Source organism: Synechococcus sp. HK01-R, assembly GCF_014217855.1.
Taxonomy (GTDB): domain Bacteria; phylum Cyanobacteriota; class Cyanobacteriia; order PCC-6307; family Cyanobiaceae; genus Synechococcus_C.
The window spans coordinates 2,437,704-2,462,704 of the sequence record NZ_CP059059.1; the positions used below are offsets into that span (position 1 = coordinate 2,437,704).

Annotated in this window: 12 protein-coding genes and 3 pseudogenes; 5 read left to right on the forward strand and 10 right to left on the reverse strand. The window is 49.8% G+C overall.

Annotated features, from left to right (window positions below):
• Window positions 1-1,071 precede the first annotated feature (1,071 nt).
• The 7 genes and pseudogenes from H0O21_RS13145 to H0O21_RS13175 all read right to left on the reverse strand — a co-directional run bounded on the left by H0O21_RS13145 (window position 1,072) and on the right by H0O21_RS13175 (window position 12,060).
• The gene (locus H0O21_RS13145; RefSeq protein WP_185189955.1) at window positions 1,072-2,712 is read right to left on the reverse strand and encodes a hypothetical protein; all 1,641 of its coding nucleotides are present in this window, start codon (window positions 2,710-2,712) and stop codon (window positions 1,072-1,074) included.
• Between the two features lie 623 nt (window positions 2,713-3,335).
• Window positions 3,336-5,708, reverse strand: coding sequence for a hypothetical protein (locus tag H0O21_RS13150; RefSeq protein ID WP_185189956.1), 2,373 nt, complete (start codon window positions 5,706-5,708; stop codon window positions 3,336-3,338).
• Window positions 5,709-6,261: 553 nt separating this feature from the next.
• Window positions 6,262-6,414 (reverse strand): annotated as a pseudogene (locus tag H0O21_RS13715) (integrase core domain-containing protein); the annotation flags it as partial.
• A gap of 303 nt (window positions 6,415-6,717) precedes the next feature.
• Window positions 6,718-7,218: pseudogene (locus tag H0O21_RS13720) on the reverse strand (IS3 family transposase); the annotation flags it as partial.
• A complete protein-coding gene (locus H0O21_RS13165; protein ID WP_185189958.1) occupies window positions 7,148-7,306 on the reverse strand; it encodes a transposase in 159 nt (52 codons plus the stop codon). The gene H0O21_RS13165 and the pseudogene H0O21_RS13720, both read right to left, overlap by 71 nt.
• Before the next feature lie 722 nt (window positions 7,307-8,028).
• Window positions 8,029-9,432: a sensor histidine kinase KdpD gene (locus tag H0O21_RS13170; protein WP_185189959.1), complete on the reverse strand. Its 1,404-nt coding sequence runs from the start codon at window positions 9,430-9,432 to the stop codon at window positions 8,029-8,031.
• Between the two features lie 177 nt (window positions 9,433-9,609).
• The gene (locus tag H0O21_RS13175; RefSeq protein ID WP_185189960.1) at window positions 9,610-12,060 is read right to left on the reverse strand and encodes a hypothetical protein; all 2,451 of its coding nucleotides are present in this window, start codon (window positions 12,058-12,060) and stop codon (window positions 9,610-9,612) included.
• Window positions 12,061-12,212: 152 nt separating this feature from the next.
• Between H0O21_RS13175 and H0O21_RS13180 the strand changes: the two genes are divergently transcribed.
• From H0O21_RS13180 to H0O21_RS13195, 4 genes are all read left to right on the forward strand, one after another.
• Complete coding sequence (locus tag H0O21_RS13180; protein ID WP_185189961.1) at window positions 12,213-12,395, forward strand: hypothetical protein; 183 nt, start codon at window positions 12,213-12,215, stop codon at window positions 12,393-12,395.
• A gap of 326 nt (window positions 12,396-12,721) precedes the next feature.
• Window positions 12,722-13,648: a helix-turn-helix domain-containing protein gene (locus H0O21_RS13185; protein WP_185189962.1), complete on the forward strand. Its 927-nt coding sequence runs from the start codon at window positions 12,722-12,724 to the stop codon at window positions 13,646-13,648.
• A gap of 47 nt (window positions 13,649-13,695) precedes the next feature.
• Window positions 13,696-14,058 (forward strand): response regulator, encoded by a 363-nt coding sequence (locus tag H0O21_RS13725; RefSeq protein WP_185189963.1) that lies wholly within the window; start codon window positions 13,696-13,698, stop codon window positions 14,056-14,058.
• A gap of 38 nt (window positions 14,059-14,096) precedes the next feature.
• Window positions 14,097-14,552: a PleD family two-component system response regulator gene (locus H0O21_RS13195; protein ID WP_185189964.1), complete on the forward strand. Its 456-nt coding sequence runs from the start codon at window positions 14,097-14,099 to the stop codon at window positions 14,550-14,552.
• A gap of 1,410 nt (window positions 14,553-15,962) precedes the next feature.
• Here H0O21_RS13195 and H0O21_RS13200 read toward each other — a convergent pair.
• From H0O21_RS13200 to H0O21_RS13730, 3 genes and pseudogenes are all read right to left on the reverse strand, one after another.
• Window positions 15,963-16,781 (reverse strand): annotated as a pseudogene (locus H0O21_RS13200) (ABC transporter permease); the annotation flags it as partial.
• A gap of 71 nt (window positions 16,782-16,852) precedes the next feature.
• Complete coding sequence (locus H0O21_RS13205) at window positions 16,853-17,899, reverse strand: ABC transporter ATP-binding protein (protein ID WP_185189966.1); 1,047 nt, start codon at window positions 17,897-17,899, stop codon at window positions 16,853-16,855.
• Window positions 17,900-18,367: 468 nt separating this feature from the next.
• Window positions 18,368-18,634 (reverse strand): helix-turn-helix domain-containing protein, encoded by a 267-nt coding sequence (locus H0O21_RS13730; protein ID WP_185189967.1) that lies wholly within the window; start codon window positions 18,632-18,634, stop codon window positions 18,368-18,370.
• 638 nt (window positions 18,635-19,272) lie between these two features.
• On the opposite strand from H0O21_RS13730, the gene H0O21_RS13215 reads away from it, so the two are divergent.
• Window positions 19,273-24,978, forward strand: coding sequence for a peroxidase family protein (locus tag H0O21_RS13215; protein ID WP_185189968.1), 5,706 nt, complete (start codon window positions 19,273-19,275; stop codon window positions 24,976-24,978).
• The last annotated feature ends 23 nt before the right edge of the window (window positions 24,979-25,001 follow it).

Below are 25,001 nucleotides of genomic sequence, written 5' to 3' on the forward strand. Positions count from 1 at the left end.
AGTCAAAGCGCCTATTGAATTTCCGCGAAAAATACTGAGCTCGATTGCGAAGAGGAACCACCAGGGGATGGCCGGAAAGGATACAATCTTGAGGAGAAGAACACCAAAGCAATAGCTTATCACGATCAGGAGATGATAATCGCGTCAATACTTTTGCGTACTTAGGTGTAGAGAGCGTAACCAGATGAAAGAGCTCCACAGAAAATCGGTGCTGCCGAGCAAGAAGCTCCGTTGGAACAAAGACAGAGACAGGAGGAACAAGGCAATCGAGGCTACGAAGAAGAGCGCATTCCAAATCCTTTACTAGCGATATATATGTAAATTCAGAGAGTGAAGGGACAAGAATACGTGTGATTTCACTTATAACACCCTCCGAGCAACACATGACAGCGATGTATGAAGAGACGGGCAACAGCTGTCGGTCACTAGAAACTGGAAGAGGCAAAAGAAAAAGGAATTGATTCGACTGCAGTTCAGATCTAAGATGGGAAAAATCAAAAAGTAAACGAGCAGAAAGGCTGGAATGTAGTCGTTCTCCAATACGACGCAAGAGTCCAGGCTCAGGAAACTGAAGACTAAAAGCGTGACTCCCATATTTGGTGAGTGAGTCAATCAGTATCTGGGCTAGATGTTTAGATTGCGAAAGAACAAGATTGCGACTTAACGGAGATGCGTGGACACCAACTAGGGGAGACGCCTCCAAGGAAGATGTTCCACGACCAGACAAGGAAGGATCATACTCTGGCTCTACAAGGGTGGCATCACAGAACTCTTGGTCTTCAGTTAAAACAGTAGTGACCAAGGTAAGATCTTCATAATATTGATCAGGCTTATGATTACCTACGACCAAGATGAGATCGTCATCAGTTAGAGAAGAAGAATAAGAAATAGGTTCTAGTTCTAAATCATCTTGATTATAAGAGTGGTGAACGTGATCAGCTGGATCGAAAGCATAAACTGGATTCGGCCATTCTGAAGGATCACTCGGATCAAAAATCCCTGGAGAATCGATTGCGGCAACAGCACATGTAACGATCTGAGTCTCAATAGTAGGATTTGAGAAATCGTGGTCTAGGTTTTTTTTTTGAATACTGAATGTTCGTCTTCTGGACTATTGACAAATTGAGATGGTTCAAAAGACAGCGTAGGATCTAAGGAAAAGGAAGCGTCAGATGGTGAGCAATTAGCATCGGTATCAGGAGCTTCATCCGGCGGCTGATGGAAGGCTTCTTCTGATGGATCATCATTAGATTGATCTAATTCAGGAGAAGAAGTCGTAGGTACAGCGTCAATGACAAGACTAACAGGTTGATGCTCATCCTCGCATTGCTGTGAGAGGGGATGAGGAGACGACTGATTTTCGATGCCAGGTAGTTCAGGGGGATCAGGAGGGGGATTAAGAGATTCAACCGTGGATATATGTAAGTCAGCCGGGAAGATATCAGTAAAATCAGAGGAACCTTCCTGCGGATGAGAAGTAGTCAAGTGTTGAGAAGGCGATTCAAGAAGATTCTCGGAATCAACCGATGAAAGATATGTATCACTATTACCAATGACCTGGCTGATAGGATTTTGAGCAAAAGGGGCCAAAAAGTCAATTGCTAAAGACAAGAAGTCATTGACTGAAGATAGGGGCACTTGTCTTAGCTTTGCATTTAAGGCAGAGATCAACGCTAAGAAGACATCACCAGGCATTGCTATCTTGAGAGGCATCACTATATCGTCATAAAAAGAACCCACAGATTCAGGTCCTTCGGCTACGAGGCCATTAATAAGTACACCACCACAACGAGTTATGGATTGACGAAGTTCTTGAAGGATATCAAGGGAAAAAAGACCATTTGTGCACGATTCAAGAAAGTTTCTTTCAAGGAAAAATGCAGATACAACCGAACCAAAAGCGTCCTCAGTTGTGTCAGGGCGATTTGAGATCCAAAGATCAAGTGTGCCAAACACCGCAACCTGTCGATTTGCGTCAAGTGATCGGAAAAGCTTGGATGAGTCAGAATCTTGATGAAGAGATAGCAGAGGAGCAAGTAGAGTTTGAACTGACACAATAAAAGTGTCCAGCGATGGGAATATGGTGCCCTTCAGGCGTAAATTGAGAGAGGACAGAATAGCATCACATACAATCTGATCATAAGTTTCGGACAGATAATCAAAAGTGTGCCGCTTAAAAGCGGCAACCGAGACATCTCCACTCGCATAAATAGATGGAAGTATTTTCCCTCCAGCGCTAGATATAGCAGCAACGAGCTCATCAATAAGGGTGGGAGAAATACTCCCATGCTTTGCATTAATTAAAAGGCAGTTAAGGGAATGATAGGCAGAAACTACGGCCTCAAATACAGCTCCCTCTGGGCGTGTCGGACAAGACTCGATTGAGTCTTGGATTGTTGCTAAGACATGGACCTTCTGATTATCGGAAAAGGATATGAAACGATCATAGGTGCTTGACTGACCAGGCTCGAGCAATAGTGGACCAAGAAAAGTTCCAATAAAACGAAAGACATCGCCAATATCTGAAGGCTTAAGCGAGCATAGATAGGCGTTTAATGCTGAAAAGATACTCTTTGCCACATCAGTCGAGTATCTTGATGAAATAGAATCGAAGGTTGATTCTCGAAAACTTGAGAGTGATTTAGATCCATCGGAATGAAGGCCAGGCGCAATAACGCCACCTGCATTACGAACATCGGCTTCAAGGTCCAACAGATGTTGGAGAGACAATGTACCTGCAGCCGACGAATCTACGGCTCTAGTAAGTGAAATGTAGGCTGTAAGTACATTATCAAATGTTGCCTGGGTGCGAGGTGGGCTAGACGATAAGCCGGATTCAATGGTCTTAAGCAATAATATCTGACGATTCTTAGTTAGGAGATTGAACGCTCCTGTCAGATTATTCCCTGTTGAGTCAGCGCCAGAATGAACTGGAAATCCTGACATTGGTGATATGCTTAGTATTAGTTTATTATCTTAGCGTATTTCGGCTTCCGGGTCAATGCCAGCCGATGCGCTGAATCGAGAATTGACATGAACAGCGCTCTTCTCGGAGGAGGGGATAGCACAATAAGCCGAAAAGCACTGTATGTAGCTTAGCAAGAAGTAGAATAAACAGAAGACATCTCGAATTTAATCCTAATGGCTCGGAACAAAATAGATAATCTAGCTTGATGCATAGAGGGAGGCTTGATTTGCTCAACTTCAAAGCCCGATACAATAAAAACCAGGTGAGAGCAACTTTAGTCCCTTAAAAAATATCTGAACTACATAAAGAAGGGGAAAGGCACGCAAGAAAGCAGTAAAGTATGCAAAAAAAAATAATTTATGGGGAGCTAAGAATTCTCGTTGATTTGGGTGGAAGGATCAATGGAAATGTTCATATAGAGCAATTCGGAACCTCGAAGTTGACGAACATGCAAACCTGCATTGGTCAATTCTTTTAATCGAGCATTGAGAAGCTGGCGCCCAATCCGTGAATCATTAAACACGCCCGCCTGTAAAATCGTCTTGCGTAACCCAAGAGAAGAATGGCGACTTAAAGGAAAAGAGTTAGTGGCGGTATCAAGATTCTGGACGATTTGAAGATCAGCAGAATCATGAATATCCACGATCACATAGATAAGATCTTTAATATGGTCAAACCCAGGCGATTTAAAGGCTGCAGATGCTGAAGCACTCACCTTCTCAGATCCAGGAGAAATAGAAGATGTGGAATCTATTGAAACTGATTCACTTGAAATCGGCAAGGACTGAGACGAATTAAAAGAAGTGAGATCAGCGATATTATTGTGACTTATAGATGCTTCCAGTTCCCGGCTGTCATGTCCCATAGCAATTGCATTGACAGACTGCTGGCCAGCACCCTTACCTGAGTAAGTGATGGATGCGGGTAGTATTTGCTCGCTAACAAGTGGAAGGCCAATTGTGTTAGCAATTTGCTCTTCGACATTGAGAATCACTGAGTTCTGATCCTTTATTACTCTGTTGACGGCATCTTCTGATCTAGCAACGAGCTCTTGTTCAACTGTTACTTGTTGCTGTACCGCTACGACTGGTTCAACCTCTGCTGACTTCTGCTCTGTTGCGATCACGGCAGCCTGTCCTGATCCTGTAGAAGGTGATGCACCAACTTCAACTGCAACCTGCGCTAAAGCAACTTCGGATGCAACCGGTTCCGGGCTCTGTTCAAGAGAGGTCGTCGCTGATTCAGATCGTGATTCAACATCGTCCTGACCAGCTACCACAACAACACCGTCACTTTCTGAGCTTGCAACGAGCTCTTGTTCAACTGTTACTTGTTGCTGTACCGCTACGACTGGTTCAACCTCTGCTGACTTCTGCTCTGTTGCGATCACGGCAGCCTGTCCTGATCCTGTAGAAGGTGATGCACCAACTTCAACTGCAACCTGCGCTAAAGCAACTTCGGATGCAACCGGTTCCGGGCTCTGTTCAAGAGAGGTCGTCGCTGATTCAGATCGTGATTCAACATCGTCCTGACCAGCTACCACAACAACACCGTCACTTTCTGAGCTTGCAACGAGCTCTTGTTCAACTGTTACTTGTTGCTGTACCGCTACGACTGGTTCAACCTCTGCTGACTTCTGCTCTGTTGCGATCACGGCAGCCTGTCCTGATCCTGTAGAAGGTGATGCACCAACTTCAACTGCAACCTGCGCTAAAGCAACTTCGGATGCAACCGGTTCCGGGCTCTGTTCAAGAGAGGTCGTCGCTGATTCAGATCGTGATTCAACATCGTCCTGACCAGCTACCACAACAACACCGTCACTTTCTGAGCTTGCAACGAGCTCTTGTTCAACTGTTACTTGTTGCTGTACCGCTACGACTGGTTCAACCTCTGCTGACTTCTGCTCTGTTGCGATCACGGCAGCCTGTCCTGATCCTGTAGAAGGTGATGCACCAACTTCAACTGCAACCTGCGCTAAAGCAACTTCGGATGCAACCGGTTCCGGGCTCTGTTCAAGAGAGGTCGTCGCTGGCGTTTCAACTGCATACGAAGACGGTTCAGCAGTATCGACAGGCCTAGAGAGTTTAGGAGATGGCGTATGAATTGAGGCAGGCAAAAGATTTGGAATTTGTCCCGGACCTTGGTTAACATATTTGTTACTCTCGGGACTAATCTTCTTCTGCGCTTGTTTAGCACCATGGCTGAGATAAGTAGAGCTTGATTGTGCCTGATATGGAGTGACGTATCTTGCAGGATTGGGGGATAGTTTAACAGGAGCAGAATGGATCAAGAGATCTAGAGGCCAAGGAACCTTGTAAGCAAGCGAAAGACCGTAAGTACGGGCACTAAGTGAATTGCCGAAACTCCGAAGGAGCGCATATTTGCGAGAACCGTATGATATCAACCTTGCGGAAGGCATTATCAGCTTGACTTCACTGAACGATAAGCCATTTTCAAGTGCAATAACAACATCATAACTTGAAGGATTAAAGCTGAGGATTATATTGTGATCATCAGATTCAAGCTTTGAGTGGCTGGGCGCACTACGTGCTGGAGGAGAATTTACCGCAATAGCAAAAAGAGATGCCCCAATAATCGTATGGCAAGCACAACGTAGAGCCGGGGTGAAGAGAGAGAAGTAGCGGGGTAACCCTTCACGACAAGGAATCCTTTGATCTAGTGGTAGCGACCGACCAAGAAAGACAGTAACCTTCCGCGAACTTTCTTGACAGTAGCCCATGGCAAAAAATTTTTCGATGATTATAGCAGAACCAGCAATCTACAGCAGCGATCCCGCAACCACTTTGTAACCATTTACACACTTCAAGGCAAGCAAACATTTTAATACAGATAATGGCGTCAATACTGCAGGTACACAGCTCAACCATGAAACACGAAAAATGAATACAAACAGTGCCTGTTCATGTATGACTTCTAATTATATGTGACCAGCAATAGTGTGATCAATTAGGGACTCATGAAAACAATATGTGAGCTCGCTAAAGCGCCGCGGTGAAACTGAGGTTGACAGACAGCAGCTGGAAATCGCAATCACACAGCAACCAGCGATTCGCTTGCCTCAAGCGGGGAAATTTTTCTGGAGGGAGCTAGAGCTATCCACGCGCTACCAGGTGAAAACCAGTCATAAGTCGCGACAAAAAGAGGCAGAGCAGCCTCAGCATCTTCTCGGCACACATCATCAAAAATGCCGTAGAGATAGTGGTTTCTGCACCTTTGAGCAGACAAGCTGACGTGACCCCCTTCATTGGTCCAAGCGCAATGAGAGTGGGTGGTTATGCAGCAGCTGCTTGTGCTGCCTCCAGGGTTCGACGCCCCTGAAGGACCGAATTCGGCCCGCGTGTGTTGTACTCCCAGCGCCAACGATCAGCCAAGCCCTGGGCTTCCGCCACCGTGGCAGACAGCTCGGTGTTGAGGAATTCATCCCTGAAACGGCTGTTGTAGACGAAGTCGAGCGGAGCTCATACGACTCGGCAAAGCCGTTCTGAAACGGTTCTCCTGGTTCGATGAGGCGGTGGCCCTACCGCTCCTCTTGCATCAGAGCCGTAGGGCGTGGGCAATGAATTCGGGGCCGTTGTCGTTCCGGATGAATGCCGGAGCTGGATAGAGGCTGGTGAGTTCCTCCAGCACTGCCACCACGTCGTTGGCCTTGCAACGCCGTCCGACGCGGATCGGCGCCGGCGTCGAACTGGATGTCCATCGGCGCGCCTGGCTCGCTTCTGCTTTCTCGCTGTAGGGCGCTGGAGCCCCTCCTCGCTCCAGAGGCGGTGCACCCGCTTGTGATTCTCCAGCCAGCCCTCTCGCCTGAGCAGGCGATACGCCATCCGCCGGCCCCAGCGAATGTGCTCAGCTGCGATCTCCCGGAGACCTCGCCGCAGCTTGGCTTCCTCGATGTCGACAACCTTGATGGCATGTCGTTGAGTGCTGCAGTGTTGGCCCACCACCCTGCAGGCGAGCCGCTCCGAAACCCGGAACATGGCGCGCAGGGCCTCAACAGACCTGCGGCGGCGTTCTGGGCTCAGAAGGTTCCCTCGGCTTACTCCTACGGCTTCGCCGGGCCTGCGTCTAGAGCATCGTCTTCTCCAGTTCAGCCTCGGCCAGATGCTTGTTGAGGCGGGGGGTTCTCTTTCTCCAGTTGGGTGATCGCTTGGCCTCCTCGGCCTACATCCCTCCGTACTGCTGCTTCCAGCGGTGATAGGTCGGCTGGGTGACCTCGATGAAGCGGCAAACATCAGCAACGGTTGTGCACTGGGCGATCAGCTGCTCAGCGGTCTTGAGCTTGCGGATGATCTGCTCGGCTGTGTGGCGGATACATTTCACGGTGAAGTCCCCAGCACAGTCTGGCCGGATGAGGACTCTCATTCACCCTGGAGCAACTGCCGAGGGGCACGTCAGTCTCTTCATCGATCAGGCCAAGCCGCAGTTTGATGAAGAGCGCGCCAAACGCCTATCTGTCAGACTTCGCAGGGGCACCAGTCATGGAACTGAAATGAATGGCATATGTTTCCTCCAGCTCATGCCATGGCATCAGAGAGGAGAAGACAATCAAGCGGTTATTCGGGTCCAACGTCCCACCAAGTGGCACATAGAACTCTTCGATAGACAGCAATCCGTTATGCCACTTCCGGTACAACGGAAGCGTTCAACAGTAGCAGCGATCGTTAATTGCTCGTTACGGACCCAGTTTATCTGATCCCGATCGCTCAAACTAGTTGCACTGCAGTCGATCTGACTTTTCAGGAGTGCCTAATGAGCCCTGGCAGAGATTCAGGCGTAGCCAACAACCAAGCAGGAGTCGAGACGAGTGTCTTGACAAGTCATCGCCTGGAATTATCGAGAATGAGCGAGGCACACATAGCCTCGCGAATGAGAGCCCGTCATTCACCCCTGCTGACTCTCGAATCAGGGCAATTTGACCTCAGGATTTACACTTCGCAAAGGGGGGCGGCCAAATCGTTGCACTGTGAATTGACATCAAGAAGGAATACTAGTAGTCGTGGCACTCCAAATGATCATTGATTTAATGGCACAAACTGGCGAGGTTAGTTGTCGCTATTAGTCTCTGGAAATTTCAATTGCATCGTCGTTCCAGGAGACTCCTGGTCAACGACGCTAATCTCACCACCCATCATCTTGACGATCTTCGCAACCAATGCCAAACCAACACCCGAACCAGCCTTAATAGCATTGGTCTGAGCCGTACGATAAAAAGGCTTAAAAATTGCCTCCCGCTCTGATGGGGGGATACCGGGACCGTGATCTGAGACATTGATCAAGACAAACCCAGAATCACGTAAAAGCGAAAGAGTTATAGGCTGGTCTTCAGGAGAATATTTTGCAGCATTTTCAATTAGATTATGCAGGCATTGACGGAGACGGTCCTCATCAACGCGAACTTGACAGTTCTCAATTTGTCCACTTTGGGCAACGTTTTCATAGCGCAGACGATCACCCCATGGTAGAGCCTTAGATTCAACAATGAGCCCCTGAACCAATCGATATGGATGTACTAGTGAAAAGGATAGCAACAAATTTCCAGTTTCACTACGAGCAAGGTCAGTTAGCATCCGCACCAGACGTTCTGAACTGAGTGCCTCCTTTTCAGTTGAAGTTATGAGCTCACGATCCTGTTCAGATAAGCCATGTAAACGACGATTAAGAAGCCTTGCGGAAGAGCGAATCAAAGCGAGAGGAGTTGATAGCTCATGGCTAATTGAACGCACAAACAACTGCTGCTGCATCCAGGCCTCTTGTAAGCGTATTGACAAATCATTGTAGGAGTGAATAATTGGCTGCAATTCAGATGGCTGGCCGACAGTGTCTATTTGGTGATCTGCCACTTTTCCTGAAGGACGTAGTGCAATCTCATCCATGGCTTCCTCCAGACGAGAAAGAGGTTTGAGTGAGTACGTCATGATCCACTGGATAAGAGCAAAAACAGAAAGGACGAGCAACAACCAAGCTGCCAAAAGCAAAAGGATATTTTCTCGACGTTTCGCAGGGTTCACACCTACATCTTCAAGGAATCGCAAAACCCCTTGATTATTAGGTAAAGGCATAGAGCAGGTATAGAACACATCAGAGCCATATGAAAATGCCCGAGGTTTCTGCATGCCAAATGCATCAACGCCGGCAGCAGTAAGTAAACCTTTCTGATCGAAGAAGTTTTTAGCAGAATCTGCAGTAGGAAAAAGAGGCGCTTGATCCGGACGGCTTAGCCACACGAGAACTCGCTTAGCAGTAAAGTCGTTGAGAACTCTTAGAAAAACTTGGTCGTCTATAGGACCCTCACTTTCCTCGTGTGCAATAGTCATCGCTATGGAGTCCGCAGTTGCCATCACCAATCGTTCGTGGCGCTGAAGGCGATCCCGACGAACAATCAACTCAGCACCAGCCAAAAGGAGTGCATAACTCAGAGTGATCAGCCCAAGCAGAGAAAAACCCATGCGACGGCGAATCGAGTATGAGGACGTAGACAAAGATTTAAAGCAATTAGTTAATTTATAGCTAATTGCGAGCCGTAAAGCAAGCAATGGAGGGGGCAGCTCCGCAAGAAGGCGATCAGAATTAGTTATACAGGAAACTCTAGATGCACAATATCACAAAATAGCCTTTATATTTTATTAGACATTGAAGAACTCATAAACCATACCAGCTGCGTTCGGGCCTATCTCGTCAAGACCGGAAGCGGTTATGTCGTCGACCGTCGAATCAATAATGGAGATACTTGTGCTGTTGTCGAGGGGACTAGCGAAACCAAAGGATTCGCCATACTCCGAATGAATATACTCCACTTGTGAATCTTCAACTGTAACGTCGGAGGAACCTGAGAAGGTGAAGCCGTATGCGTCAGCCCCATTGTAGCCGGTCAAAGTGTCCTTAACAAAACCCTTGGTGTAAGTCCCATTAAAACCAAGTCCTCCAAGAGCAGTGAGATTTTCTACAGAAACATCGTCCATTACTAGACCAGTAACTCCGTCCATTTTAAAACCTATAGTACCCTTCTGGACGTGCACCATGTTATCCACATTATAAATCCAACCATCTTGAAGATCAAGTGAAGACCGCAGGTCAGAGAGAGGAGCATCAGATTCTGCCCAAGTTACAATGTCGCTGCCAATCGAAATCCTGCTGACATCAAGAGAACTACCCGCAAAGATATCCTTATTTTTTGCAACTAGTAACTGAGCATTAGCAAGCACATTTGGTTTGTAGTTTGCCTCAAGAACATCTTGATTATCGGCATCCGAACTCAGGAATCCTTGGGTCGGAGATTCGAGCGTATTATAAACGCCATTAGTGTTATTTCGAAGCATAAATGCAGCACCGATGGGGTCAATGACGGGCTCAGTCATGCCTCCGTTGACATTATTAGAAAGAACAGGAACTTCAGTGACAAAGGAGTTTTGCCCTTGAATCTTGACATCTTCAAAAATCACGTTCGAGGAAGGTGATTCAAATCCACCTTCGGGAGGATCGGGAAAGCCATTAACCTGAACTCCCACAGGACCGGTTAAAAACCCATAGGAATTACCATCCACAAAGCCAGATGGATTACTATATAAATAGTAATTGGAATCTATGGTATCAATTCTGCCGTCGCCAGACGTTATGATGTCATCGAATACTGCATTAAGGCTCTGCTGTAGAGCCAATTGAATGTCATTAGCTGATAGTGACTCACCGTTTACGTTGAGAGTGCTGACTCCAGATCCAAGAGGGTTTGTGCGCTCAAGTTGTGCTAAATAATCAACGTAGGGGCGGATAAAACGTGCGTTGCTATAAGAACCTAGGATAGGAACATCGGTCCTATTTGATGCTTCTACATCCATAACAGTGAGTCCATTAACACCGTTGAGAGCAACAGCAGCAACTTCATAATCAATGAAATCAATATCTTCTATGAGTATATTCTGATTGCCATTACCGTGGATTCCGTGATGTGCGCTCCGACCAATGGTTCCATTCTTAATAACAAGGTTGCTGACGGCATCGTTGCCATTTGGACCAAAATCATGAGGTCCCTGGCCAGTAATGAAGGGAGCGCCTGCTAGTTCAATAACAGAAAAAAAACGCTGCTGCAGTGCATGCTCTTCACTCTGTTCGATTTGAAATCCATTTAGATCGATAATGCTTCCACTTGCGCCACCTGTGATAGCCAACATTGCAAAGAAGCCTATACCGTATGACTTGGGATCATAAAGACCACCAGCCATTTTGAATTGACTTGGAAGTGGTCCGCCAGATCGATAGGAGTCAAGCAGATCACCATCCTGTAGACCAAGTCTCTGAGCATCTACTCCAAACACCTGAGTGCCAACAGCATTGGGATTAAAACTTAAGTCTTCCATTACAATGTAATGGCCAGGCTTGTCAATAATTAAAGTCCCATTTGCAATATCGGATTGATAAATAAAGAATTTACTTAACCCTGGATCGGTATGATCACTGTTTAAATAATGATGATTAAACGGGAGCTCCTCGGAATGATATTCATCGACTTCAGATGTAGAATGCAGGATTTGTTGGCTTGGCTGGTCTTGCCACTTATATTGCTCATTGTCAGTTGGATTTAGCTCTTCTTGGTATGGCTCTGAAGAATAAGTGTTAGAATCAGTTTCAATTTTAACCAATTGCGTGTTTGCTCCTACAGAAGACGGAGTAGTGTAATCGCGCGGAGACTCTTGGTCGTCAAACGAAGAGGCGAACCAATCTGAAGGCTCTAAATGATATTGTGAAGCTGTAAAGAAAGGGGATGCAAGCTGGTGCGATTGAAAGTCATTTGGTAGATCTCGATCGTGCCGGCGCCATGTGTCGAAGCGTGTATCCAGAGTCGAAGATGATATATCATTTAAATGTGAAGATCCCGAGATGAATTTTTCAGAAGAGAGAGAGTGGGATTCGATCCCATATTCGTTCATCAATTCAGAAATATCGTAATGTCGTCTCCAACGTTGCCAATCGTTTTTAATATTACCAAGATATTGATACGTCATTTTGGATAATTTCGGAGTAGTGTCCAATATTTGTATCTTAGATTGACCAAGTGCGGTTAACGATGCCTGATGCGCCAAGCGCACAATGACATGCCAGATCTGCGTAGTTCGCACAAATGACTGGCCTGGCGGTTGCTGAATCAGCGTCAGTGCGCCTAGAAGTCATTCCAGATACCCCCCTTGTGGCGCTGTCAGCATTGGGTTCGCACGGCGGGTCATCGTGCCCCCCAATGCCCGAAACCCGTTGTGCACAAATGGATCAGCCTGCATCGGATGACCAGATCAGCTTTCTCAAGGCCTTACGGCAACTGCTGGAGGCAGTCGACCTTGGGGGTGTGTTGGTGCAGGCCGACGCGCTGCACGCGAACCGCCCTATTTCCTCTACCTCGCCCAGCGCGGCGCCGACTTCCTGATCGCCGTCAAGCAAGGGCGCCGCAAAGGGTTCCACTTGATCCACGATCGGCTCACCAACGGACGCCGGATCCCCTGGCGAACCAGCAACCGGGAAATCGAGTGCGGTCGATACATCACTTGGGAGTTGCGGGCAATGCCGGCAGCGGACTGGGTGATGGAGCAGTGGCCGAGCAGTGCGACAGCAAATACCCGTTACAAAAGAAGGCGCGCCAAACTGAACTGCAGCAGTCAGAAAAAGGTTACAACGTAAATTAGAAATCGATAAGACGATCAGACCGATCCTGACCTATTGACGTTGCGCAATCTAATGCTATATTAAGAAAAAATGCAAGGTAACTTGGTCGAAACAATCACCTTTGACCCACTGCTTGAGTCTTTCCTTGGCTCGGCAGAGCGACATGTAGATACCTCTATAGCTGCCAACGCAAAGACTCCATTTACTGAGTCTGCTGCTTATTTTGGCAGTAAGGTGTCGCTTCTTCAGGTGCGTTTGTGTTCTATTTCGCGACTGCTCGTCCGAAATCCGCCTGATTCACTTGTGATAGCCATACCAGACATCGGCCAGTGCAGTGGGTCTGCAGCCAAACGAGATCTCCGGTTTATCCCAGGTCGGCTATCTTTCGTTCTTCTGCCTGGAGAAGTTCTCAAGTTAACCCCAAAATCGGATTCTGTCTCCGGGTTCTTATTTAAGTTATCGGCTGAGGATATTGTTTCTGAATCTATTACTCACGGGGTTAGCGAGCCATCGCTGCTTTCACTCGCAGAGACACTGCCTGGACATGAATCGTTGTTGCTCGCATGTGCTAAGCAGATGATTATCCCAGAGGCATCTGCATTAGTTATTGAACCACTTGAGGCATCTGTATTTTCTCTTTTAGCGAGTCTGGTGGCAGCTGAGCAAAAGTCAGTACCATCGAGCCTGATCAACGCTTCAACCCATTCTCGCTATGTACAAATCGCTCTTACATATATGGAGGACCACATTTCCGATACTGTTACTCTCAGTGACCTTTGCAAAGCCTGCTGCGTATCAGCTCGTACATTGCAGATTTCATTTCAAACCGTCATGAATCGTCCACCTTTGCAGGTACTTAACGAGCTTCGCCTTACTCGCTTGCGCGAATTGCTGCTTTGTGGCGCAAAGGTTGCAGCGGCGTGCGAGAGTGTCGGCCTCACACCTTCGGGTCGCTTGTCTGCAAGCTATAAAAGCATGTTTGGTGAATTACCCAGGCAGACAAAGTCTAGCAACTAATTATTTACATTCGAACACACCTGAATCTCTGCCATTCATTGATTAACATGAGTCTTCAAACAGTTGCCATAGTTGACGACGACCTACGCGTACTCCAGGTTGCCATGTTAGAAATTGAGTATTGTGGCTACATGGTCAATACATTTTCCTCGCCGCAGAAATTTCTTAATTGCTATAATGAGTTAAAGCCATCACTAGTTCTGCTCGACATCCAGATGCCTAAAATGAATGGCCTTGAGTGCCTGCATCTGCTTAGCACCGGCGTTCATAAATCTCCAATTTTAATGTTTACCTCTATAAATGATGACCAATTTCGGAAGAAAGCTCTGGAGCTGGGCGCTACGGCTTACCTTCTGAAGTCAGAATTCCTGAGCAACCCTTGCGAAATAATCAAACACCACATAAAATGATAAAGCAGTCACCAGTTTCAAGCTGCAGACTGTACTAGATGCGCAGCATTTTGCTTTGGCGACTTGCCGAGCCCATGCATGCAGATCAAAATAGTAATAGCCATTACACACTGGTCCACATGACTGCCAAGTTTCAGAATGTTGCAGTCGTTGACGACGATCCGCGCGTACGTAAGTTGATTGGCCTCACGCTTAATGAACTAGGAGTTGGTGCGGACTTTTACAGTGAGCCTTTTGAGCTTTTGCGTATTGTTAACGAATCAAAGCCTAAACTGATTTTACTTGATTTAATGATGCCCCAAATGGACGGGGTAGAATGCTGCCGCCAACTTAGACAATTAGGCAGCGATGCTTACCTCTGCATAGTGACAGCTCTATATGATAATCAGATGGTGCACGACGCCATAAGCGCTGGAGCCAATCGCTATATTGCCAAATCAGATGTATTTGAAGTCCTGGAAGACCTCATAAAAGAATCAAAATCTTTGCAGTAATGCATTTGTCACCAACAGACACGAGACGAAGACATTTTTTATCTGGTCTTATCTCCTCATGGCGTCAAAAGAAATATGCATAAACTATAATTTTTTAGGAGACATTAAGGAATGCTTTTGCTGTTGTGGTGCACTGGTATTGCATTGGATCCGTGCGTACGCGTTCTTGTCGAAGGGGACTAGTATCACATACCATGAAAGTACTTGTAGACAGTCAGCAAGAAAAGTATTCGGATTACAAGCTGAAAGGGTTATGCCTACAGTCAAACAACTGCGGTACTGAGCCCGAAGATGGGGTTATTGGCATTACTTAAGATTAAATCTCACACATGCCATACCAGACCAGATAAAGCATCTCATTGATTCAAAGCTATCCTGCAGACAATCTAGGAGCATGCTTGAAATTGTCGGAGAAAGTCCAGAAATAGCAATTGAAAGATGATATTAAATATGGCCGGCTTCTAACGATAGTAAGTTATACTAAAGAGAATCCTTGATATCAACCACAGTGACTGGCAGCAAAGATGACGTCCCTGCTGCTGTTCAAGCAGCCATTGCAAACGTAGCTGTACTGGGTTCAAGTTCTGTGGAGGTGGATTGATCCAGACCACTTCTGGCTGATGCCAGCAGCGTGTTGATCGTACCAGCGGCATGGTTTCTGCTTGCGCGCCTTCTCGTAGACGACAGCTCGGTGATGGCAGATATCGACGGCCTCACCGCTGTAGCGACGCATCGATCATCACCTCAAGCCCTCGGGTGTACAGACGAGAGGGGTGACATCTTTCCTGAAACCGGGGGTCGTGGCCATGCTGGCTGTCAAATTCTCATATATCATGTGTTTGGCTAAATTTATCCTGACTTGGGGAGAGGTGGAAGGGTTAAATTCATTGCATAAGATCGCTATTGACTATGGCAAAGAAATGCCAATTAAGGCAATCGTAGAAACTGGCTTTCATGTGACACTAAGTCATTCTGCGTATTGAGCAATCTATTACTGCAGAATTCTCGGAACCCGAATTGATGCTATTTCACATGTTTGATCTGTAAGTCTTGTTGTTTACCAAATGGAAGCCAAGGCCGTGTTGATCAGTCCGAGCAGGCCAACCGCTGTAAAAAGTTTCGGCATTGGCTGCTTGTTCAGGGCGAGTCTAGCTAAAATTAGAATGCATACTGCGATAACGAACTTTACTGCAATTTTCAAGTGGTTCAAATCTGTATGAGCTTGGCCGAGGGAGTGACTAATTACAAGCAATATGCCTGTAGAGACTGTAAGCATGCTTCCATGCCACTGACTTCTTTGGATGCGTTGATAAACCTCTCCCTTGAATCCGTAAATAAAAGGGGAAATAATGAAAGCCATGCCAATGAGATGGCCAAAAAGAAGTGTCGACCGAAGAAGATCCACGTGATTTAGCTTAACTTCCTGTATAGCATAGGACGAACCAGGAGAAGAATAGCCACTGTAAGGGTCATTAAAATCCAGAGGCATCCAGCAATGCTTACGGCGCCGTATGGTGCCTGCATCACGATTGTGCCTAGAGAGAATTCACCTCGATAAGAGAACCGAATTGGTTCGATCGCGTAGGTGAGTGGATTTAAGATTGCAAGCCATTGCAGCGGTACTGGCATAAATGAAAGCGGGGCAAGGGCTGTGCTCGCAAAAAGTAGAGGCAAATTGATTAAAAATGTGATTGCCAGAAGTTCAATGTGGCCAGGAAGAGCAAATGCCAGGCCCATGCTCAATGCTGTTACTCCTAACGTCAAAATCGAAAGCGTTAGTAAGACGACGATTATTCCTGGGCCTACAGGCCATCCATAACCAAGCAGAAAAGCCGCAGTCATGATCACTAAGCTTTGAACCAGACTAATTGCTCCAATGTGAATGACAGAGGCCAGAACAACTGAGCTTCTGGAGCGCAACGGGGCAACTAATATTCTATTAAGAAAACCAAACTCTCTGTCGAACATGACCGGAAGTCCTGCATTAAGTGCACCGCTAAATGCTGTAAAGACAATTAGACCTGCCGCTATGAAGTTTCCATAGCTAGAATGTTGTGGAAGGAATCCAGCTGGTGCCTTGCTGAACAACGCGCTAAACAGGATGAGCCAGATTAGAGGCTGAATAATTCCAACCACTATGGACGATGGACGTCGTTTCATCTGAAGGAACTGTCGTCTCGACAGGGCCATTATTTCCTGGATGCGACCACTGTTGATTTTCATGACTTCATGTGAGTTTGAGTTGGATTAATGTGTTGACCAAGTGTTTTCGGCCTAGGCGATATTGATGAAAATATGGTTCAGCGCATTGCTTGTTTGCGTTCGCGCTTCAGGTCGCGCAGGCCAACGGCTGACAATTCCGCATCCACAATTGTCCTGCCTGTTTCTCTCAAGTAAACGTCATCAAGGCTAATTTTGCTAAGATTGTATGCAAATAAAGGTAAGCCTGCATCGGCCAGTCGGTCAAGAGCATGCTCGCTTATGCCCTTGTCTTCGATAATTAGTGTTAGAGCATAGCCCTGGCATGGGTTGACTATAATTTCCTTTATTCCAGATATTTCACTTAAGGCTTTGCAGGCTAGTTGTGCTTCTTCTGGTGTAGTGAACTCTCGGAGCTTGATTGTGAGCTTGTCTGATCCGATCTTTTCTTTAAGGCTTGTGGGTGTTCCCGCTGCAATCACATGGCCTTGGTCGATGATTGCAAGGTGGTCGGCGAGTAACTCAACCTCTTCAAGTTGATGCGTACTCATTATTACTGTTCTCCCTGCATTGACGCATCCTCTTAATACATTCAAGATTAGATGTCGACTTTCCGGATCAAGCCCTACACTGGGTTCGTCTAGAATGAAAATTCTTGGCTCGTGTAGTAGGGCGCATGCGAGTTCGAGTCGACGACGCATTCCTCCAGAGTACGTGCCAGTGCGACGATGCAGCCACTCACCCATTGCAAGCTGTTCTGTGACAGCTGCAATGCGTTGCTGACGCAGAGACCGTGGCAAATGGTGAAGGTCGGCGCTGAATGTCAGGTGCTCATAGCCTGTCAAAACCTTGTCGACGCTTGTGTCTTGAGCTACGTATCCAATGAGCTGTCTAACCTCACGCGGACTCGTGTTGACATCGATCCCATTGATCAAGACGTCTCCACTGTCTGAGCTTGTTAGGGTTGATAAAATCTTTAGTGTTGTACTCTTGCCAGCCCCATTGGGTCCAAGCAGAGCAAAGAAGCATCCTGCTGGCACACTCAGTGTCAGATCATTCAGGGCGCCAAGGCCCTTGTAGGTCTTGCTTACACGCTTCAATGCAACTGCCAGGTGAGATGCATTGGCTTTGTTTTGGAGGGTGCTCATGATGTTGTGGTCAGAGAGTTTCGCTTCCCTGGATGCCTTTGGCTCTGTTGTTCGGACTGAGAGGCTGATCGTCCTATTTAGTCTAGGTTGAGATAGTCGCCTTTGAAGAAGGCAATCATTTGTCGGAGAGTTTGCTGCTGCTGCTGTAGTGCTGATCTGTAATTTCCCTGTATGTCTCGTAAGGTGAGGGCCTTGACGTTGCGTTGCTTTGTGGCGCCTTGGAAGAAGACTTGTGTCATGATCTTTGAGCGAAAAAATCAGCCAAACTCGTTTCGAATCTGGTACTACGACATTATCTCAACTATTTTGAGGGGGGAACCCTCCGAGCCTTGTTTTGCTCTTAGAAGATAACTTCTGCTTTTTCTGCACATCCTTTTTGCCCTATGGCGATTCCACGGCGAAGCATCTCTCGGCCCACTATGGTCCTGATCCCTTTCGTGAACTTGATTTTCTTGAGTCTGTCTCGCTCTAACCCTTGTCTGCGCGGCCGCCTCGGGAGGCTGCTGGAAAAGCCCGCCGCCTGCGGGAACAAGAACCAACGGCTCTGAGAGGGTGCACGGCTGACGTGGACCGTGGCCGGCCAGACCTCAGCTCGTCATGCAGGCCTTGCAGACCCTGCTCCAGATAGCGCTTACGCCACTGGCCAACGGTCATCCCCGTCAAGCCCATCCGCTTGGGAATCGCTGGATTGGTCTCTCCAGTGCCGCAGGCCAGAACGATCTGAGCACGCTGCACGATCGAATGCGGCAGTGATCATGAATGGGCGAGGGCCTGTACCTGCTGGGCCTCGACCTCGTCGAGAACCAGCGGAGACATCGGACGACCAACCACGAGAAGGCGCCTCGAACGACACCTTTTTTTAGTTGCTATTTCTGGGACGTGACCGTAGATGACGGCTGCGGACAGCGATGATCGGGCTGTGATCGCTTGTGCTGGCGGATGAGCGCCGTGGCACCTTTCAGGCTGATGTCCCCAAACCAGGCTGGCCGGATGCGGGCTGCGATCCCCCCTGGAGCGATTGTTGGTGCGCCGGTCAGTGATCACGAGAAGAGAAAGACATGATGCTGATGTGGGTCAAGATGAGGTTAGAGAGTGTGTTTTGGAGAGCGAGTATGAGGCGTTTGCGTGATCTGAATAGGGATCTGCGCGATGTGCACGAAACCAGCAAAAAAACAGCTACTGGAAAGGTTCTGGGGTGATTGAGTGAAGACGAGCGGCTGATTTTTTGTGATAAATGCGCCGAAGGCTGTGCGTGGGGGGCAGGTTTGGAGTGGATGGTGAGTGTGGCGGTTCTACTCGGCATAGCTTGTTTGGTGTAGACCCTTCCCAGGTCTCATGTTTGTGTTTTGTAAACCCTATTGAGCCCTAAATCAATGGACAACATCAACAACAACACCAATCTCGACGGTGAAACCACCGACGGTTTATCGGATGTGTTTGCCAATGAGCAAGATTTTCTCGATCAATTTGGCACCCAGGCAGAAGGCCTGAGCTTCTCTGAGAGCGCTGTGCTCAAGCAGTCGTTCAGTTTCAGCCTGGCTGACCTGTCGATGCTGGCGAACAAGGCTCTCAATGGCGACACCCGTTCGCTGAGCAGCCTTGCGAACAATGAGATCACCCCGTCGTCTGAGCGGAGCCGTGAGGCACTGGGCCTGCCCCTGAGTGATCTGGACGTGGCCCTGGCCGAGGAAGGAAGCGGTCAAGACAAGTTTGTCCGGATCACTGAGGTGAACAACTATCCCGGACCTGGCGATATTTCGCAGGGCGTGGATGGTGAGCCCGTTGCGGGTCGCATGCAGCTGGAGGGCCCTGATGGTCGGGTGCTTCCGAACGAGCGTGTGGTGTCCAACACGCTGATGGATCAAGGCACCGCCTTTATGCCAGAGCAGGACGGTTGGAACAATATGTTCATGGGCGTGGGTCAATACATTGACCACGGCCTGGATCTGCTGAACAAGGGAGGTCAGGGAACATTCAAGATTCCGCTGCCTCAGGATGATCCTCTCTACGGTCTGCTGCCTGGTCCCCAGGAGCTGAGTCTGCTGCCGCGTGGTACGTCCATCAACACCAACCCTGGTGAAGGTGAGTACATGAACACGGTGACGGGTTGGGTGGACCAGAACCAGCTGTATGGATCCGATGAAGTGATCCACGGCTACCTGCGTGAGAAGGACGCCAACGGCAACATGACAGCGAAGATGCTGTCGAACAAGGTGTCGTTAGAGCGCGGCTACGCCAGTGGCCGGGACGGCGATCTGCCGACGTTTTACGACATTTTGGTGAACAACGGCGCCGATCCTGATGCGCTGGACGCTGTTCTCAAGAACCCGGCCTATGTGGCGGCTCATCGGGCTCTGAGCGAGTGGGACGAGAAGGTGCGTGCGGGTGATCCAAGCGTGAGCGGCAGCCCGAGCCGTGACGGGATGATGGGTCACATTCAGATCCTGACGGGTTCGAATGCCGAGCTGCAAGCGGCTGCGGGTGAAGCCTGGGTGAATCCCGGTGCTGCGCTGCCGGATTCGAACCAACAGTTATTGGGTGATGCCAGCCACCTCTCTGGCTATAGCGCCCTGTCGCTGGCTGAGCACAAGATCTCCGGTGACCTGCGCGCCAATGAGAATGCGCAGCTGACAGCGTTCCACACCGTATTCAGTCGGTTCCACAACGACACCGTGGTCGCGATCCACGAGGCGCTCGATCAGCTGCCTGGCGATGCAGCGAGCACCCCAGGCCTGCAGGAACTGGCTGCGCTGAAGGCTTCCCTGAACACAGTGGAAGGCCAGGCCGCCGTGTTCGACATGGCGCGGACGGTGATGAACGCTGGTTACCAGCGGATGGTGTACGACCAGTACGTGGTGGGTCTGGCCGGCGGTATTCCGTTTGGGATCACAGAAGCACGAGCCGACGCGCTGACCCCCGATCCCGCGAAGCTGACACCGCAGCCGCTCAATGTGAATGAGCACGGCTACAACGGCTATCAGCCTGAAGTGCGTCCATCGATTGGATTGGAGTTCAGCACAGCCGGTTTCCGTGTGGGTCACTCGCAGATCTACCAGGAGCTCAATGGCATCACGGTTGAGAAGGTCGAGCAAACGATCAAGATCAACGATGTGATCACCAACTCGTTGGTGCAGGCGTTCATTCAGCCCAGCTCTGTGGAAGCGCTGGGAGGACCGGCCGGGATTTTGGCCCAGAACGCGATGGATCGTGCCCAGGCCGTCGACACCTTGATGGTGGATGCGGTGCGGGACATGCTGGTGGGCCGGATCAATGACCTGGGTGCCTACAACCAGGCGCGTGGCAACGAGCTCGGCATCCCGACGCTGAATGAGTTCCGCCAGAATATTTCCAATCTCTACGCAGCAACTGGCGTGGGCAATGCCCTTGGCGCCAGAGCCTCAGATGTGTCGAGTGGCCTGTATGAGGCCGGTGAGACCGAGGATCTGTTTGCCGAGCGCCTGGCGCCATACCAGAGCTGGGCTGAGTTTGGGGAGAACCTGCGCGATCCATCCCAGCTGCCGCTGTTCATGGAGCTGTACGGAGGTGAGAACGCGTCAGAAGAGAACAATCTTGGTCTGATCAATGTGCCCCTGTGGCTGGGTGGTCTGGCTGAGAAAGAGGTGGTTACACCAACGGGTGAGGGGAACATCCCCAGCCTGATGGGCTCCACCTTTACGTTCATCGTTCAGGAGACATTCGATCGTGTGCAGGATCCTGACCTGCACTACTACAAGATTGATATTCCTGGCACTGACATTCTCAAGCAGCTTGGTTTCCAAACATTCACGCCGATGATCCAGACGGCGATGGAACATGAGGCGCAGCTGATTCACCAGGACACGTTCCGCACGTATCAGCTGGATGTGCTGAGTGAGGGTGAGAGCAACTTCACGGCACCCGAGCAGGAGGACTTCGATGGTCGTGGTTTTAACCGTCTGATCATCGGTAATGCGCAGGCCAACACGATTGTTGGCAGTGACGCAGATGAATCCTCCGATGACATCCGTGCCGGCGGCGGTAATGACATCGTGGATGGCGGCAAGGGAGAAGACTGGATTTACGGCCAGGGTGGCAATGACAAGCTCTCTGGTGGTAATGACAACGAGCTGGACCACCTGTTCGGTGGCGATGGCAATGACCTGTTGCTGGCCGATAACGGATCCGAGGATGCGCTGTTCGCTGAAAAGGGCGATGACGTTCTGATTCGCGGTAACACCGGTGGCATGACCGATGGCGGCCTTGGCGACGACGTGTTGCTGGGTGGATCGGGTGATGACCAGCTGCACGGCGACTCTGGCGCCGAGGATGCTGAGAACAAAGAAGGTGTCGACATCATCTTTGGTGACAAAGGTGATGATGAGATCAAAGGCGGCGGCGGCGGCGACCTGCTGGTTGGCGGCGAGAGCGGAGCCCTTGGCGACACGATCTACGGCGACTCGATTGCCGCGCGCAATGCTGAGCTTCTGGCCCGTGCAGTGCGTGATGAGCAAGGGGCGATTGTTAGCACGATTGCACCGCTCAAGAGCGACCTTGGCTATGGCGTGGTCGTTGGTGGGGTGAACCCGCTGACCAACGAGCTGTTCAGCGCCGAGGAGCTGAGTGAGTTCAAGCAGTACATCGCGAACCTGCGCGTGGCGCCGGACGTGAATGATCCGGGTAACCGCGGCCCAGTGCCGATCATGGTGACGATGCCATACACCGGTCCGACCGGTGATGACACGATCTACACCGGTGAACTGGCAGAAGCGCTGTCTGAGCTAGGCGGCTCCGCGAGCATCGATGAGGTGATCGCGCTGCGTCTGGAGAATGCGCAGCAGCTGAAATGGCTGTCTGACCAAAACGATGCTGAGGAAGCCGATGCAGAAGCCGATGCAGAAGCCGATGCAGAAGCCGATGCCGATGCGGCAGCTGATGCGGCAGCAGAAGCCGATGCCGATGCGGCAGCTGATGCGGCAGCAGAAGCTGGAGCAGAAGCTGATGCTCATGCCGGAGAAGCCGCTCCGTTGGATCTGGTCTTTGCTGACGGTGGTGATGACACCATCTACACCGATGGTGAAGTGTCCACGATGGTGTTTGGCGGTGCAGGCACCGACACCTTGAACAGCAGCCTGCGCGATGCGGCCCAGCATCTCGACGTTGACTCGTTGAACAGCTGGGGTGCCGACGGTGTTGTGACCGATGATTCGGGCATTACCGATCGCTTCTACTCGATGGAGCGAATGGTTCTGAGTGAATCTGGAGAGAACAGTGTTTCTGTGAATGAAGCAGAAGCACCGGTGGTCGTTGATTTCAACGGTGCCTATGGCGGTAAAGACGTCAAGATCACTGGTGTGAATGGAGGCGACAAGGCGCTGGTTGTCTCGAATGCCAATGTCTTTGATCTGACGGGCTCCAGTGATGACCGGATTCGCCTGGGCGGCAAGCTTGACTACGACGGAAAGTTGGATTCCAATAAATCGGATGACAACTACCAGATCAGCTTCTCCGGCGAGAGCCTGACGATCTCTGGCCTGCAGACCGGCAATGCCAGCTTTAAGGATGCTGAGTGGGTTGAGTTTGACTACCAGGACACCCAGAATCCCTCTGGCGGTATTGTCTCTGAGTTCTATTACAAGGAGTTTGCCCAGAAGGCGCTGGATCTGGGCCTGAGTGTGGTGAAGGATCCCGTCTTTGACGGTGATGACAACAGCGAGCTCGTAATCCGTGCATTCGGCAATGAGGCCGAGCGTGGCAGCAAGTTCTTCCTCGCTGTGACGGCTGAATCGCTGCGGGATGCAAGCATCAGCACGCTTGATTTCACCGTTGACCTTGGTGAGACCTTTGGCAATGTGTTTGAACTGCAGGATAAAAACATCCACTTCACGGATGATCTTGCCGTTCAGCGCCGCGTCGAGGTGATCGAAGCGGAAAATGGCAGCAAGTCGATCCGCTTTGCTGGAGCTGGCCTGGAAGCTCTGGGTGCCGGTGAAGGGGTGTCAGCACAGAAGGTTCTGGCCTACGTGGGTCTGGAGCTGCGTGGTGACATCGAAGAGCTGATCAAGGCAGAGCGTAGTGCCGATGCCTATGGCTTCCAGAACAAGGAGAACTTCAGTGTTCCTCTCAACTTCTCTGTGGATGCCAATGTTGACAGCGTGGTCTGGGATGACCAGTACTCGCTGCGCGATCTTGGCGGCCAGTACGCCATGCTCAACCCCGACCTCGAGGTGGTGGCGCGTTCTGCCGAAGCCGTGCTGACCGCCGCAGGCAGCTTTGATCTCGGCACCAAGCGTGAAATCACCAAATCGGGTGAGGTTGAAATCAGCAACCTAGTGCGTCGTGGCGACACGATCATGCAGTCAAACACCTGGCAAAACGACGGCGAATTCACCTTTGTCGACCTTGAAATCGATTCCATCAGCAGTGATGTGGTGGATGTGATGGCTCGATTCAGCTATGGCAGTGAGTCACTGGCAGAGCTGGGTTGGAGCGCCAAGGACGGAGAAGGATCAATCGCCCAGGTGACCACCACATTCAAGGTGACCGGTGAAGCTGGTGACGTGATCGACACCAGCGAGGCTGGCTACAAGCTGTCTGCCGATGGCGACTACCTGTGGGATACCACCCAGATGGAGGCGTTCCAAGTGAAGCACCTGGTCACGTATCAGGGTGACCTGAACTACGACGGTCGGGTTGGCATGAAGGATCTGGCAGCACTGGAGGCTGGTGCGCGTAGCGCTGGTAGCAGTGTGGCCCATGATGTGGATGCCAACTTTGATGGAGCGCTTGATATCAATGATCTGGCGATCATTGATATGGACTGGAACCAGTCTCTGCATCAAGGTGACCAGCTCTTTACTGGATCCACCAAGATCAGCATGGCTGAACTGTTCGAGCAGAACGGTCGCAGCTGGGATAGCAGCAACTTTGCGAACCAGAATGCGATTGAATCTGGAGCGCTGCAGCAGGCATCAGCCGGTCACGAGCGTGCCTTCCTTGATGAGATGGAGGGAGACAGCGGCGTGATGGCCGCTGGCTTGGACCAGACGGTGGTGTCGCTGTTCGAGGAGCAGACCCAGCAGTACGCGGAAACCACTGTCTGATGGCAGTGGGGCGGCCATGGCGG